We start from the raw sequence: 14,990 nt of genomic DNA, 5'->3' as shown, positions 1-14,990 counted from the left end.
ACTCGAGCTTGGTAACAGGCTTGAGTTTTTTGATAGCTGAACAGTAGGAAAAGCCTTGATGTGTATGAGGTGTGGTACAATAGAAGCATGAAAATAGTAGGGTACTTGACACCAAAAGTTATTAAAGCTTTTGATTTGGATTACAAGCCTGGTGAAGAAATCACGCTGTCTACACAACGTAAGAAGCATATGGAAAAACATCGCCAGGAATTCAGTGATTTTGATGCCACCTATGAACGTATTCCAGAGATTATTGCTCATCCGGACTATATCGGTCGCCATCCTAATGGCCAGTCCTTGGAATACATCAAACGTATTGATGGTAATGTTTTGGTAGCTGTCAGATTATGTGATAAACTTAATGTCCGTACCATGTTTGTGATTAAAGATTCTAAGCTGAAAAACTATCTAAATGCTGGTAGAGCTAAGAAAATGTGATATAATATAATTAAGAAGTAACAACGAGGGCGGAAGAGGCAGCCGCCGCACCTTCGGGTCTGAAAGAGATGCAGGACTGTCACCCTGCCGTTGTTTATCAAACCAAGAAGTCCCTTTGGGGGCTTTTTTGTATAGTAAAGATATTAATTCTTACAAAAATACCAAAAGTGTATTGATAAAAACAAAAAAACTGTATATAATAGCCTTAAAAGTAAGCGTTTACTTAATGTAACAGTTGACTTCTGAAGGTTTAGAAATGTTATGCATAGTTTATGTCATTTTATTTCCTTCATCGCAATTACTTTAAGGAGAATACTTATGAGAAAAAATATGAAATCGTTAATGGTTTTGGCTCTTGCTGTGACTTCTTTTGGGACTTTGTCTGGAGTTGTTGCAGCTACGCAGTATCCAGGTGGTGGTGTTTGGACTTACGGGGCTTCTAACGGTGGTGCTTTTTCGAATTACTATCATGGTTCGAAATATCATAGTTCAACTGTAGTTAGTCGTTGGACCTCTAAATCTAGTAAGGCCTATGCTTATGCCGGTCAGACTTCGTATGCTTTTATTAAAACGTCTTTTGGCGAGCAGGCTGCCTTTTACTATAACTATAATTAATTAAGTAACGGTGACTAGGTTGAATGTAATATGTCAACCTAGTTTTTGTTTCCTTGTAATGGTTCCATTTTCGACCGTAAACTTTATTTCAATACAAAGATATATAATTGTTCCGTTTAGGAGGTTTGTATGAAACGTGTTTTTATATTCATCTCGACTATCCTGTTTTCTTGCTACTTAGTCACAATGATTGTTCAACAAAATCAGCAAATATCTTTTTCGAGTTATAATGCTGTAGATGTGACTGGTCAGGCTTTGACTGATCATAAGGTATCTAATCGTAAGGAAGTAACAGATGCTTTAACTAATTTAGCTAATGAGCATAATAGCTTAATTGCTAGACGGATTGTTCAACCAAATGAAAAGGGTGAAATAGATTTTCGTTATCAGTTTTACGGACACGTTTCTCCACCTTCTAATTTAAAAAGGGCTTCTCAGGAGAGTGCTGAAGGCAGTGATATAGTTAGTAACTATCTAATTGTCTCAGGTGATTTAAAGGGAGCAGAACTTATCTCGACATTCAGTCAGCTTGGCTATAATGCGGTTGATTTTTCTTCTTATTCAATATTGTCTTTGCTTTTAACAATATTATTGAATGAGGTTTCACTTATTAGTTTCGCATTATTTCTGTTGACCTTTGCTTCACTAGTATTGATTTACCGAATAAAGGATTTAAGGGATGCTGGAATCAAGCTTGTTTCAGGGCAAAGCATGATGAAAGTAATGTTATCATCATTTATCGTTGATGCTAGGCAGTTATTGATTGCATATTGTTTATCTATTCTTATTGGGGGAGTAGGTTTGTGGCATTTTCGGATTTTGCAATCTTTGCCTATATTACTTTATTTTACAGGAGTAACTTTATATTTTTTTGCGCTATGTTTTATTTCTCTTGGGTTAAGTTTAATATATCTACTAGGGTTAAAAGCAACTTCTTTAGTTGAAGTTATGAGAGGGCGCCTCCCCTTAAGAAGACTTCTAGGAGTGATGTTCTTTGGACAATTCGTTGCAATTGTAGTTGTTGGTATTACTGTAGGTACGTTGTTGAATAGTTATCAAGATTTTGTGCAATTAAATAGTGCTAAAGAAGAGTGGTCTATAAATAGAAATTACTACCAGCTATCTTATAGTTATAGCTCTGCCTTTACACAAGGTAAGGAAGAAGAAAAACAGAATAAGTCTTGGTATGACTTCGCAAATCGTACTCTAAAGGATGATAAAGGGCTATTTGTAAAAACAAATTTACGTCAGTTCTTAGTATCAAATATAGCTAATGGGGTTAAAATAACAGACTATGTACCTAATGGGAATACCATTTATGTTTCACCTAATTACTTGGAAAAGCAAAATGTTGGTGTCTCCGATGAATTTTTAGCACAAATGAAAAAACTTAAGCGTGGCGAATTTGGATTAATAATTCCAGAGAAGTTGAAGAGTAGTAGGAAAGAGTTAGAGAGTATATATTCAGAATATATGTCAGGTTTCTCAAGTCGTAGTCTAAATCCTCATAGTCATCACTTATTTAAGGTATCGGTCTCTACCGAATTCGTAAAAGATAAGAAAAAGCGTTTTTTGTACAATACAGATAGTGACATACCTATGCAATTCCTTAATGATCCTATTATTGTTGTGACTACTCCTGAAGCAATGGGAGATACACCAAGTAGTCAGTTATTTTGGGGAACAGAAGTAGGTTCAGGACTACACATGACGGGCTATAAGGATAGCATTGATTTACTTAAACAAGGTGGTGTTTATCAGTGGGTTTCTTATTTGACTAATAATCGTAATAGCTACTATAAGATTCTTTCAGAGAGTCGTAGTCGCCTTGCTTTTCTATTAATTGGTGTTTTATTAGGTTTATTGACCTCTATACTTTTATTTGACAGTATGAACCTTCTTTACTTTGAGCAATTTAGAAAAGAAATCTTTATCAAGCGATTATCTGGTATGAGGTTTGAAGAAGTGCATTTTAACTATCTTTTTTCACAAATCTGTGTTTTAGGTGTTGCACTTGTGTTTTTGATTTTCTTGACTCATCATTTGATTATGAGTTTACTTATAGTTTCCTTGTTTATTATCAACATGTTTACCATTTTATACAAACAGACGCTTACTGAGAGTAGAACTTCAGCCAGTGTTTTGAAAGGAAAGTAATATGATTGCAATTAAGAAACTAAGCAAATATTTTGGTAAGCGAGTTATTTTTGATGATTTAAATTTATCTTTTGATAAAGGAAAGATATATGCGCTTATCGGAGAAAGTGGCTCTGGGAAAACGACTCTTTTAAATATTCTGGCAAAACTAGAGACTTATGATAGTGGTTCTGTCACTTATGATGATACAGACTTGAAAGAGATTAAATCTCAAGTCTATTATCGTGATTATTTGGGTTATTTGTTTCAAAACTTTGGGCTTATTGAAAATGATAGTATAAGTTACAACCTGGATTTGGGGTTGGTAGGAAAGAAACTCAGAAAGAATGATATTCAAGAATGCAAAGAAAAAGTGATGAAAGATGTTCATCTGGAACATTTAAATCTTAATCAAAAAATTTACGAACTATCTGGCGGAGAAGCACAGCGTGTTGCTCTGGCTAAACTTTTTTTGAAAAATCCTCCTATCATACTAGCTGATGAGCCAACAGCTTCTTTGGATCCTGATAATGCTCAAGAAATTATGGACTTAATTCGATCACTAAAAAATCCAAATCGTATCATTATTATTGCTACCCATAATCCAGGTATTTGGGAACAAGCAGATCAAGTAATTCGATTAAATAAGATTCGATATAACAACTCTAACGACGATATTAGTTAGTTTTAATATCGATAACCTAGTTTAAGAGGTATCTTGACATATTCTCATAAGATATCCTGAGGAGATGCAAATACCATATAATGTAAGAAATAAAGTCAGTTGGGTCGTTGAAATTGTCAAAATTAACAGAAAATTCTTGACATCTTTTTAAAAAGGAGTACAATAGTTAGTAAATCAGAAAGTAACTGGTCTTAGATTTTCAGGGAGCCTGCGGTGATTGTGAGTAGGTAATCGAGATGAGCGAACATTGGGCTGATTGGATGATAATGAGAAGGCAACACATATTCTTCTCGGTTGGCACCCCTTACCGTGCAACTCCTTGTTAGAGGAGATAGAGATGATGGTCGTTTTTTTGAGACCATTAACTGAGGTGGTACCGTGTTAAACTAGATTTAATGCCCTCACAGAGTTTTTCTCTGTGAGGTTTTTTGTTTACTTTTATCTTTAAAGGTCTATTTACCTTAAAGAAGTATTATTTCATTATTCAATGAAAGGTTGGGTATTATGGATGCATTAAACGATATTCGAAGTGACATTGATAATATTGATAGTCAGTTAATTCGACTCCTGGCCCAACGTCAAATACTTGTGGAAAAGGCAGGGCGGCTGAAGCCAAAAGGAGATAAGTCCGCAGTCCGGGCGAATGATCGTGTTGCTCAAGTCATAGCTAACCGTCGCAAGGAGGCACTAGAGCTTGGCTTATCGCCAGATGTGGCTGAAAGTGTTTGGCGAAGCATGATTCAAGCCTTTATTGCTTTGGAAGAGAAAGTGAATAAAGAACAATAATGGTGCCGATACATCCTATAAAGGAGTCTTGTATCAGTCTTATTACTCTCGATAAACCAGTTTGAAAGGAAATACTATGAGAAAAATTTTACCAGCCGATACCTTAACACCAATCTTGGCTTATATGCGTGTTCAGGGGGAACATAAGGTTATCCTTGAATCTATTCCTCGTGAGAAGGAAAATGCACGTTTTTCTATTGTTGCCTACAATCCGGTCTTTGAAGTAACCTTCAAGGATGGTGTTCTTTATGAAAATGGTAAGGCGATTGATCAGGATCCTTTCGAATACTTGGACCAAGTAACAGTTAAGGGCATCAAGTCTGACCTACCTTTCGCAGGTGGTGCTATCGGGTTTGCAGGCTATGATATGATTGGTCTCTATGAAAATATCGGTGAGATTCCTGAAGATACGATTGGAACACCTGATATGCATTTCTTCATCTATGAGTCTTATTTGATTTTTGACCATAAAAAAGAAAAGGTTTATGTGGTTGAGGACAATATCTACTCTGGTCGTGATAACGATGCGGTGCGTCAAGTTCTGGGGCAGGTGGTAACGAGCCTACAGACTCAGGCGCCAAACGAGTTTACACCTCAGGCCTTGCAAGCTTTGCAATTTTCAAATCATATCGAAAAAGAGGTCTTCATGGATATGGTGGCTAAGGCTAAGAAACTCATTCGTGAGGGAGATATGTTCCAATGTGTGCTTAGTCAACGCTTTTCAGCGGACTTTGAGGGAGACCCTTTGGATTACTACCGTAACTTGCGCGTGACCAACCCATCAAACTACCTTTATTTCTATGATTTTGGAGATTATCAGGTGATTGGTGCTAGTCCAGAGAGCTTGGTTTCAGTAAAAAATGGAGAGGTGGTCACCAATCCGATTGCTGGGACTCGCCCTCGTGGTGCCAATGATGCTGAAGATGCTGCCTTGGCGGATGAACTTTCACATGATGTTAAAGAAACTGCGGAACACCGTATGTTGGTTGACTTGGGGCGTAATGATATTGGTAAGATTGCTAAAAATGGTACGGTCAAGGTGACCAAGTATATGGAGGTTGAGTATTTCCGCTATGTGATGCACCTTACCAGTGTGGTTAAAGGGCAACTCTTGCCTGAATTGACAGCACTAGATGCTCTTAAATCAACCCTACCAGCTGGAACCGTGTCGGGAGCGCCTAAGATTCGTGCTATGCGTCGTATCTATGAGCTTGAACAAGAAAAACGTGGTATTTATGCGGGAGCTATTGGTTATCTGTCTGCGACAGGAGATATGGACTTTGCCATTGCTATCCGTACTATGATTCTCAAAAATCAAAAAGCCTATGTTCAGGCAGGTGCAGGTGTTGTCTATGACAGTGTTCCTGAAAATGAATTTTACGAAACGATTAACAAGGCGAAAGCTATGACAAGAATAGGAGATGCCCAATGATTTTATTAGTTGATAACTATGATTCTTTTACCTATAATTTGGCACAATACCTAGGGACATTTACAGAGGTGAAAGTCTTACGTAACGATGATGAGACTCTCTATGAAGAGGCAGAAAAAGCTGATGGGCTAGTTTTTTCACCGGGTCCAGGTTGGCCAGCTGATGCGGGTAAAATGGAAGCCTTGATAAAGGATTTCGCTGGTAAAAAACCGATGATGGGAATTTGCTTGGGGCACCAGGCTATTGCGGAAACTTTTGGTGGTAAACTTGGCTTGGCTAAGAATGTCATGCATGGCAAACAAAGCAATATTACTTTTGAAACGCCATCGCCAATTTTCAAGGATATTGACAATGATGTCCCAATCATGCGTTACCATTCCATCGTTGTTAACCAAATGCCAGAGGGCTTTGATGTGACAGCTATCACAACTGATGATCAAGAAATCATGGCCATTCAACATAAGGAGCTACCAATTTACGGTTTGCAATATCACCCAGAGAGCATCGGAAGTCCAGATGGGCTCAAGATGGTTGAAAATTTTGTGAAAATCGTTGCAGGCTAGTTGGTCAGTCTTTTGACTAAATTGGTCTACGCTCAGAACATCTCCTCGTGCATCAGAAAACTTTGAACCATTTTTAAAAGGAAAACAGATATGAAAGAAATATTCCTACAAATCTCAAACCGACAAGACTTGTCTCAAGACCAAGTCCAAGCAGTCTTTGACCGCATTCTCAAAAATGAAGTCTCAGAAAGCCAAATCGCTGCCTTCCTTATGGGGCTCAAAACTAAGGGAGAGACAGCAGATGAAATCACAGGTATTGTGCGTGCCCTCAAATCACATGCGACGGTCTTGCCTGAGACCTTCACAGATGCTATGTGTAACTGTGGAACTGGTGGGGACCAGTCTTATAGCTTTAACATTTCAACAACGGTTTGCTTTGTCTTAGCAGCAGGTGGTATTCGTATGGCCAAGGCTGGTAACCGTTCGATTTCCTCTAAATCTGGTTCGGCAGATGTCCTTGAAGCCCTTGGAATCAATGTTTCGGCGTCACCAGAAACCCTATCTAAAGCACTTGATGAGGTTGGTTTGGCCTTTATCTTTGCCCAAACCATGCACCCAGCCATGCGTTTTATCGGTCCAGCTCGCCAAGCTCTTGGGATTCCAACGATTATGAACTTAGTCGGACCACTGGCTAATCCGCTTGACCTTGAGACACAACTTATGGGCCTCTACCGTGTGGAATTGCAAGAGATTGTTGCTAATGCTATCCAACAGTTGGGACGTAAACGTGCAGTTATTATCACAGGTCCTGACAATATGGACGAAGCTGCTCTCTATGGCACTAACACCTACACCCTTTTGGAAGATGGTCACATCAGTCAGCACACCTTCACTTATGAAGATTTGGGTATGGAAAAGGTTGAGTTGTCTGATATCACAGGTGGAGATGCCAAGGAAAATGCAGAGATTCTTCTTAGTGTCTTGAAAAATGAAGCCAGTCCTTATCTTGAAACAACAGTGCTTAATGCAGGTCTTGGCTTCTTTGCCAATGGTAAGGTTGCGACCATTAAAGAAGGTGTTGAGCTTGCTCGCCAATTGATTGCGGATGGCTCAGCCCTAGCTAAACTTCGTCAACTCCAAGAGGTACAAGTATGAGTAAAGCCTTTCTCCCAACAATCTTAGAACAAAAAGAAAAAGAAGTGGCCCAGTTGGTCATGGAAGATTTGCAGCCCTTGCGCCAGACCTATCGTCTTTATGAGTTTCTCAAGTCAAATCAAAACAAGCTGCAAATTATTTCTGAAGTGAAAAAAGCTAGTCCAAGTATGGGTGATATTAACCTGGATGTGGATATTGTGGATCAGGCCAAGACCTATGAGGAAAATGGGGCAGCCATGATTTCTGTTTTGACGGACGAGGTTTTCTTCAAGGGTGATATTTCCTATTTGAAAGAAATTTCGTCACAGGTGGCTATTCCAACCTTGGCTAAGGACTTCATTATTGATGAGAAACAGATTGTGCGTAGCCGTAATGCGGGAGCGACAGTCATTCTCTTGATTGTAGCGGCCTTGCCAGAAGCTCGTCTCAAGGAGCTCTATGATTTTGCGACTAGCCTTGGCTTGGAAGTCTTGGTTGAAACGCATAATCTGCCAGAATTGGAAGTGGCTCATCGTATTGGTGCCGAAATCATCGGCGTTAACAACCGTAATTTGGTCACTTTTGAGACAGATATCAATACCAGTCTTGAGTTATCAACGCATTTCAAGGACAAGCCTGTTTATATTTCTGAGTCAGCTATTTTCACAGGTCAGGATGCTACCCTTGTTGCCCCATATTTTAATGGGATTCTGGTAGGAACTGCCCTTATGACGGCTGACAATGTGGCTGAAAAGGTCAAGGAGTTGCAAATTGACAAAGGTTAAAATTTGTGGACTGTCGACACCAGAAGCAGTAGCAACTGCAGTTGAAGCAGGTGCTGACTACATTGGCTTTGTGTTCGCCAAGAGCAAGCGTCAAGTGAGTCTTGAACAAGCTCACGGGCTGGCTAAAGGGGTGACAGGGCAGACAAAAATCGTCGGTGTCTTTGTTTCACCTAGTCTTGAGGAGCTGGAAGAAGCGATTAATCAGGTTCCCTTAGATATCGTTCAGATTCATGGAACTTTTGATGAAGCTCTGATTCCAAAGATATCAGTACCAGTTATTAGAGCTATTCAGATTTCGGATAGTGAGTCTCAAGTCAAGAGCCAGGCGGATTATCTTCTTTTTGATGCTCCTATTGCTGGTAGTGGTCAGACCTTTGACTGGCAGCTCTTGGCTGACAAGCAGATTGAGCAGGACTATTTCATCGCTGGTGGCTTGACTGTGGACAATGTGGCAGAGGCCAAGGAAACTTTCCAGCCCTATGCCTTGGATGTGTCCTCAGGTGTCGAGACAGATGGTCACAAAGATTTAGATAAGATTAAAGCATTTATAGAAAGAGTGAAAGCATGACATATCAACAACCTGATGCAAAAGGATTTTACGGAAAATTCGGTGGTCAGTTCGTTCCAGAAACGCTGATGACAGCCGTTATTGAATTGGACAAGGCCTATCGTGAGGCCAAGGAAGATCCAAGTTTCCAAGCGGAATTGGATGATCTCCTCAAAAACTATGTGGGCCGTGAGACGCCTCTTTACCACGCTAAACGTTTGACTGATCATATTGGTGGGGCACAAATTTATCTTAAACGTGAGGACCTTAACCACACAGGTGCCCACAAGATTAACAATGCCCTTGGTCAAGTTTTGCTTGCCAAACGTATGGGCAAGAAGAAAATCATCGCCGAAACTGGTGCAGGTCAACACGGTGTTGCAACAGCGACAGCCGCAGCCCTTTTCGACATGGACTGTACAATCTATATGGGTGAGGAAGATGTTAAACGTCAGGCGCTTAACGTTTTCCGTATGGAGTTGCTTGGTGCCAAAGTTTTCAGTGTTACAGATGGTTCGCGCGTGCTTAAGGACGCTGTAAATGCTGCCCTTCGTGCTTGGGTAGCAGGTATTGATGACACTCACTACATCATGGGGTCTGCCCTTGGTCCTGCACCATTCCCAGAAATTGTCCGTGACTTCCAATCTGTCATCGGTCGTGAAGCCAAACGTCAATACGCAGAGATTTCTGGCGGTAAACTGCCTGATGCTGTGATGGCATGTATCGGTGGTGGCTCAAATGCTATCGGTATGTTCTACCCATTTGTTAATGATAAATCAGTAGCCATGTATGGTGCTGAGGCTTCTGGTTTGGGTCTTGATACTGAAAAACATGCCGCAACCTTTGCCAAAGGTCGTCCAGGTATTCTTCATGGAGCGCTTATGGATGTCCTCCAAGATGCTCATGGTCAAATCATGGAAGCCTTCTCTATCTCGGCTGGTCTGGACTACCCAGGGGTTGGTCCTGAGCACTGTTATTTCAACGAAATTGGACGTGCGACTTACGACTCTATTACAGATGAAGAAGCTCTCGAAGGTTTCAAACTTCTGTCACGTTTGGAAGGAATTATCCCAGCCCTTGAGTCTAGCCATGCCATTGCGCTTGCGCAAAAAGTGGCAGCTAAGATGTCGCCAGACCAAAGCCTTATCGTCTGCCTCTCAGGTCGTGGGGACAAGGACGTTATGCAGGTTAAAGAACGTTTCGAAGCTGAAGCAGAAGGGAAATAAACCATGACAAAAACACTAACAAAACACCTACAAGCTATCAAAGACAGTAAACGCGGTATTTTCGTGCCTTATATCATGGCGGGTGACCACGCTAAAGGCCTAGACGGACTCTTTGAGACCATTGCTCTCTTGGAAAATAGTGGTGTCTCAGCTATCGAAGTCGGTATTCCATGGTCTGACCCAGTGGCTGACGGCCCTGTTATTGAACTAGCAGGACAACGTAGTTTGGCTAAAGATGTGACTTTGACAGCTATCATCAAGAAGCTTCAAGAACAAAAAACACAGGTGCCTTTGGTTATCATGACCTACATCAACCCAGTTTATCAATATGGTATTGAAGCCTTTGTTAAGGACCTGGCAGATACATCTGTCAAGGGGCTCATTATTCCTGATTTGCCAGATGAACACGCTGACTTTATCACCCCTTATTTGAAAGACAGTGATATTGCTCTCGTGCCTCTGGTGAGCTTGACTACAGGTATTGACCGTCAAAAACAGTTGATTGATGGTGCTGAAGGCTTTATCTACGCCGTTGCCATCAATGGTGTCACTGGTAAGACTGGTAATTACCGTGATGACCTTGACAAACACTTGGCTAACTTGACTGCCCATGCAGACATTCCAGTTCTCACAGGTTTTGGTGTGTCAACTGAAGACGATATCAAACGCTTTAACGCTGTATCAGACGGTGTTATCGTAGGATCAAAAATCGTCCGTGACTTCCACGACGGTAAGGAAAAAGAAGTCGCTGAATTTGTTACATTCGGTTCACATTTTGAAAAATAGAAGACGATGCTCTCCAGAAATGGGGAGTGTTTTTTCATCAAAATCATTCTTTGGGATATTTTGATTTTCTTAGTTTCCAGTATTATACTATGAGTGTGGAGTGGCAATTCCATTTATCTCTTGTTCTTATTTTCATCTTACTTATAGAAAGAAGGTAGACAAATGAAAGTATCATTAAGGGTAATGCTAGGAGTCTGTTTCTTAATAGGAGCATTACTATTTTTCTATCGTGGAGAGAATCACTATGCACTGATTTTCCTTGTGGTTGGTGCCTTGTATCTTTATAAGGGGTTAAGCTGAGGGTTAAATCTCGTATTGAATGAATAAGCCTGTTTAGTGACATTTATGTCACTATTTTTTTCTTTTTGGAAGCTATAGAATGATTTTATAACTAAAAAGAAAGGAAGAGAAGGCATCACAGAACATGATTAATCATATTTTTTCATTCTTTCTATCACACAAGAAAGCTCTAGCAATACTCTTTATGATTATTTATTTGGCTGTTATTTACCTAGGCATGTTTAAATTTTTGTATGTTGAAGGCAGGGATTTTGGACGTAGCCTCGTCAACTCAATCTTATCTTAGTAAAGTGTAGCACCTCTTAGGTGGTGTTTGTTTTTTAAAGATAAATCTACAAACGTAAACAAAACCCTTGACATATCTCCACAGCAGTGTTAAAATAAATCTACAAAAGTAAACGAATGATAACATTCAGAAAGGAACTATCATGCTGACAATTTCATCTGCGGAATGGGAAGTCATGCGAGTGCTCTGGGCTAAGGGGCAGGCGACTTCTTCAGAGATTATAGCAATTCTATCTAAGAAGCTAGACTGGTCGCCTTCGACAGTTAAGACCTTGCTTGGACGTTTGGCGGACAAGGGGTACCTAACTAGTCAGCGTCAAGGACGAGGGTTTATCTATCAAGCTAGCTTGGGGGAAGATGAGGCGAATTTTCAGGCTTTAGAAGCTGTTTTTGACAAGATTTGTTTGACCAAACATAGCGATTTGTTGGGTCAACTCATGGCAAAGACGCCGATGACCCAGGCCGATGTGGATAAGTTACAGGCCGTGCTTGCAGCAAAAGAACCTGTGGATCAGGTGGTTTGTGACTGTGTGCCTGGTCAATGTGCTTGTGGGCATCATATGGAGGTGATATAGGAAATGGCAAAAGAAACCTTTGTGGTTAATGGGATGACCTGTGCATCCTGTGTAGCCAATGTTGAAAATGCTGTTAATAAGTTGGATGGTGTGGACAAGGCTGTGGTTAACCTAACCACCGAAAAAATGTCTGTGGATTACGCTGGGGATAAGGTTAGTCCAGAAGCTATTGAAAAAGCTGTGGCTGACGCTGGTTATGAAGCTGAAGTTTACAATCCAGACACAGCCAAAAGCCAGGAAGAGCGTGAAGAAGACAAAATTCACAAGGTACGTGAGCGCCTCATTTGGTCATCTGTCTTCACCATTCCTCTCTTTTATCTTGCTATGGGCCCAATGGTTGGTCTACCTGTGCCAAACTTCTTGTCTCCTCACCATGCAGCCTTGACTTATGCCTTGGTGCTACTAGTTTTGACAGTACCAGTCATGTGGTTGGGCCGTTCCTTCTATAGTAATGGTTTTCGTACCTTGGCCAAGGGTCATCCTAACATGGATGCCTTGGTAGCCTTGGCAACATCGGCAGCCTTTCTTTATAGTCTCTATGGTACTTACCATATTTCATTGGGGCATGCCCATCACGCCCACCAACTTTATTTTGAGTCAGTGGCTGTTATTTTGACCTTGATTACTCTAGGAAAATACTTTGAAACCCTGTCTAAAGGTCGAACTTCAGAAGCTATCAAGAAACTCATGCACTTGTCAGCCAAGGAGGCAACCGTCCTTCGGGATGGTAAGGAAGTCAAGCTTCCTGTGGATGAGGTTGTTCTTGGTGACCATATTGTGGTCAAACCTGGGGAAAAGATAGCCGTGGATGGTCAGGTAATTTCTGGTAGCTCTGCGATTGATGAGAGTATGCTTACAGGGGAGTCACTCCCTATTGAAAAATCCTCTGGTAAGCCAGTGTTTGCAGGTTCTATTAATGGTCAAGGTAGCTTAATTTATGAGGCTGAAAAGATTGGTAAGGACACCTTACTTTCCCAAATCATTAAATTGGTTGAGGATGCCCAACAAACCAAGGCACCGATTGCCAAGATTGCCGATCAAGTGTCAGCGATCTTTGTTCCTGTTGTCATGGCTATCGCACTTGTTTCAGGTCTCTTTTGGTACTTTGTCATGGGACAAACCTTTACCTTCGCTATGACAGTAGCAGTTAGTGTCTTGGTTATTGCTTGTCCATGTGCTTTGGGTCTTGCGACACCGACAGCTATCATGGTTGGTACAGGCCTTGGTGCCGAACACGGTATTCTCTACAAGCGTGGGGATGTGCTCGAGCTAGCTCACAAGGCTGATGTCCTCGTTTTTGACAAGACAGGAACTATTACTCAGGGTAAACCTCAGTTGGTTTCTAGCTATACCTATGACAATAGTGGAGCAACCTTACAGCTTTTGGCATCCTTGGAAGCCAAGTCCGAACACCCTTTAGGTCAAGCCATCCTTGTAGCAGCAGAAAATGCTAACTTGGACTTGTTAGAGATGGATAACTTTTCAAGTTTGACTGGACGAGGTCTTACTGCCAGCTATGCAGGTAAAACTTATCTAGCTGGAAATCAAACCCTTATGGCTGAGGAAAAAGTCGACTTGACTTCAGCACAAGCTGATTTCCAAAGCTTGACGGCCGATGGTCAAACTCCTATTTTCCTAGCTGAAGATGGTAAGTTAATTGGACTCTTTGGTGTAGCCGATCAGGTTAAAGCAGATAGTGAAGATATGGTGGCAGCCCTTCATCAAATGGGCAAGGAAGTCATCATGTTGACTGGGGATAATGACCAAACAGCTCAAGCTATCGCTCAAAAGGTTGGCATCAAACGCGTTATCAGTCAAGTGCTTCCGCAAGAGAAATCTAGGGTGATTAGCGACCTTCAGGCAGAAGGAAAATCAGTCATCATGGTTGGTGATGGTATCAATGATGCCCCAGCCCTTGCGACTGCCGATATCGGTATTGCCATGGGATCAGGGACAGATATTGCTATGGAAAGTGCCGATATGGTCCTTATGAAACCCAACCTCATGGATGTCGTTAAGGCTCTGAAAATTAGTCAGGCGACTATCACAACGATTAAAGAGAACCTCTTTTGGGCCTTTATCTACAATATCTTGTCTATCCCAGTAGCTATGGGTGTCCTCCACCTCTTTGGAGGTCCCCTTCTTGACCCAATGATAGCAGGACTTGCCATGAGCTTTAGCTCTGTCTCAGTCGTCCTCAATGCTCTGCGCCTCAAACGTCGCAAAGTCTAAGTGTCGATTGCTTACAACTCTCGCCATTAAAGGAGTGTACTAAAAAAATAATTAAAGAAAAGGAAGAAAGAAAAATGACAAAAACATATAACATCACAGGAATGAAATGCCAAGGCTGTGTCAACACTGTTACTGAAAAACTTTCTGCTGTCAAAGGCGTAGACAAGGTTCAAGTTGACCTCGAAAACAAACAAGTCACTATCGAAGGGAAACCATGGAAGTGGTCTCTCAAACGTGCCCTCAAAGGCACTAAGTTCGAACTTGGTGATGAAATTTAAGACAGGAAAAAAACAGCTCTTAGGCTGTTTTTTTCTATGATTTTATAAAATTAACAGAATTTATTTTCGTATAAAGTTTTATTATTAAGTTAGCACTTGTAAAGATAGATTTCATGTCTAGATAGATCTCTTAAAAATAGGTGTAAATATTAGTCATGAGAGTGTTAACAGTGAATAGGGGTAACATGGTAAAGCAAGATAACTCTGGAAAGCAAAAGAATATGAAAAAATAAACATCAAAATCTCA

Annotated in this window: 15 protein-coding genes; all 15 read left to right on the top strand. The window is 40.8% G+C overall.

Annotation, left to right across the window (positions count from 1 at the left end; genetic code table 11):
• The first annotated feature begins 87 nt into the window (after window positions 1-87).
• Window positions 88-438, top strand: coding sequence for a PBECR2 nuclease fold domain-containing protein (locus H7U04_RS04180; RefSeq protein ID WP_110981280.1), 351 nt, complete (start codon window positions 88-90; stop codon window positions 436-438).
• 318 nt (window positions 439-756) lie between these two features.
• Window positions 757-1,053: a lactococcin 972 family bacteriocin gene (locus H7U04_RS04175; RefSeq protein WP_201059353.1), complete on the top strand. Its 297-nt coding sequence runs from the start codon at window positions 757-759 to the stop codon at window positions 1,051-1,053.
• A 129-nt stretch (window positions 1,054-1,182) separates the two neighbouring features.
• Window positions 1,183-3,210: a DUF1430 domain-containing protein gene (locus H7U04_RS04170; protein WP_201059351.1), complete on the top strand. Its 2,028-nt coding sequence runs from the start codon at window positions 1,183-1,185 to the stop codon at window positions 3,208-3,210.
• A 1-nt stretch (window position 3,211) separates the two neighbouring features.
• Window positions 3,212-3,874, top strand: a complete 663-nt coding sequence (locus H7U04_RS04165; protein WP_014632717.1) for an ABC transporter ATP-binding protein — start codon at window positions 3,212-3,214, stop codon at window positions 3,872-3,874.
• A gap of 504 nt (window positions 3,875-4,378) precedes the next feature.
• Window positions 4,379-4,660, top strand: a complete 282-nt coding sequence (locus tag H7U04_RS04160; protein ID WP_201059349.1) for a chorismate mutase — start codon at window positions 4,379-4,381, stop codon at window positions 4,658-4,660.
• Between the two features lie 76 nt (window positions 4,661-4,736).
• Window positions 4,737-6,092, top strand: a complete 1,356-nt coding sequence (gene trpE / locus H7U04_RS04155) for an anthranilate synthase component I (RefSeq protein ID WP_201059347.1) — start codon at window positions 4,737-4,739, stop codon at window positions 6,090-6,092.
• Window positions 6,089-6,655: an aminodeoxychorismate/anthranilate synthase component II gene (locus tag H7U04_RS04150; RefSeq protein ID WP_201059345.1), complete on the top strand. Its 567-nt coding sequence runs from the start codon at window positions 6,089-6,091 to the stop codon at window positions 6,653-6,655. The genes trpE and H7U04_RS04150 overlap by 4 nt, the downstream gene beginning before the upstream one ends.
• A 90-nt stretch (window positions 6,656-6,745) precedes the next feature.
• The gene (gene trpD, locus H7U04_RS04145) at window positions 6,746-7,750 is read left to right on the top strand and encodes an anthranilate phosphoribosyltransferase (RefSeq protein ID WP_201059343.1); all 1,005 of its coding nucleotides are present in this window, start codon (window positions 6,746-6,748) and stop codon (window positions 7,748-7,750) included.
• The gene (gene trpC, locus H7U04_RS04140) at window positions 7,747-8,514 is read left to right on the top strand and encodes an indole-3-glycerol phosphate synthase TrpC (protein WP_201059341.1); all 768 of its coding nucleotides are present in this window, start codon (window positions 7,747-7,749) and stop codon (window positions 8,512-8,514) included. The genes trpD and trpC overlap by 4 nt, the downstream gene beginning before the upstream one ends.
• The gene (locus H7U04_RS04135; protein WP_201059339.1) at window positions 8,501-9,082 is read left to right on the top strand and encodes a phosphoribosylanthranilate isomerase; all 582 of its coding nucleotides are present in this window, start codon (window positions 8,501-8,503) and stop codon (window positions 9,080-9,082) included. The genes trpC and H7U04_RS04135 overlap by 14 nt, the downstream gene beginning before the upstream one ends.
• A complete protein-coding gene (trpB, locus tag H7U04_RS04130; protein ID WP_084915374.1) occupies window positions 9,079-10,287 on the top strand; it encodes a tryptophan synthase subunit beta in 1,209 nt (402 codons plus the stop codon). Before H7U04_RS04135 ends, trpB begins: the two co-directional genes overlap by 4 nt.
• 3 nt (window positions 10,288-10,290) lie before the next feature.
• Window positions 10,291-11,073: a tryptophan synthase subunit alpha gene (gene trpA / locus H7U04_RS04125; protein ID WP_139723782.1), complete on the top strand. Its 783-nt coding sequence runs from the start codon at window positions 10,291-10,293 to the stop codon at window positions 11,071-11,073.
• A gap of 728 nt (window positions 11,074-11,801) precedes the next feature.
• Entirely contained in the window at window positions 11,802-12,233 is a 432-nt protein-coding gene (locus H7U04_RS04120; protein ID WP_037599213.1) for a CopY/TcrY family copper transport repressor, read from the top strand.
• Between the two features lie 3 nt (window positions 12,234-12,236).
• Window positions 12,237-14,465, top strand: a complete 2,229-nt coding sequence (locus tag H7U04_RS04115; RefSeq protein WP_201059337.1) for a heavy metal translocating P-type ATPase — start codon at window positions 12,237-12,239, stop codon at window positions 14,463-14,465.
• Window positions 14,466-14,539: 74 nt separating this feature from the next.
• The gene (gene copZ, locus H7U04_RS04110; protein WP_002891592.1) at window positions 14,540-14,743 is read left to right on the top strand and encodes a copper chaperone CopZ; all 204 of its coding nucleotides are present in this window, start codon (window positions 14,540-14,542) and stop codon (window positions 14,741-14,743) included.
• Window positions 14,744-14,990 lie beyond the last annotated feature (247 nt).

It is taken from the genome of Streptococcus sp. 22.1, from assembly GCF_016648645.1.
Taxonomy (GTDB): Bacteria; Bacillota; Bacilli; order Lactobacillales; family Streptococcaceae; genus Streptococcus.
This window is presented reverse-complemented; position numbering and strand designations above follow the sequence as displayed.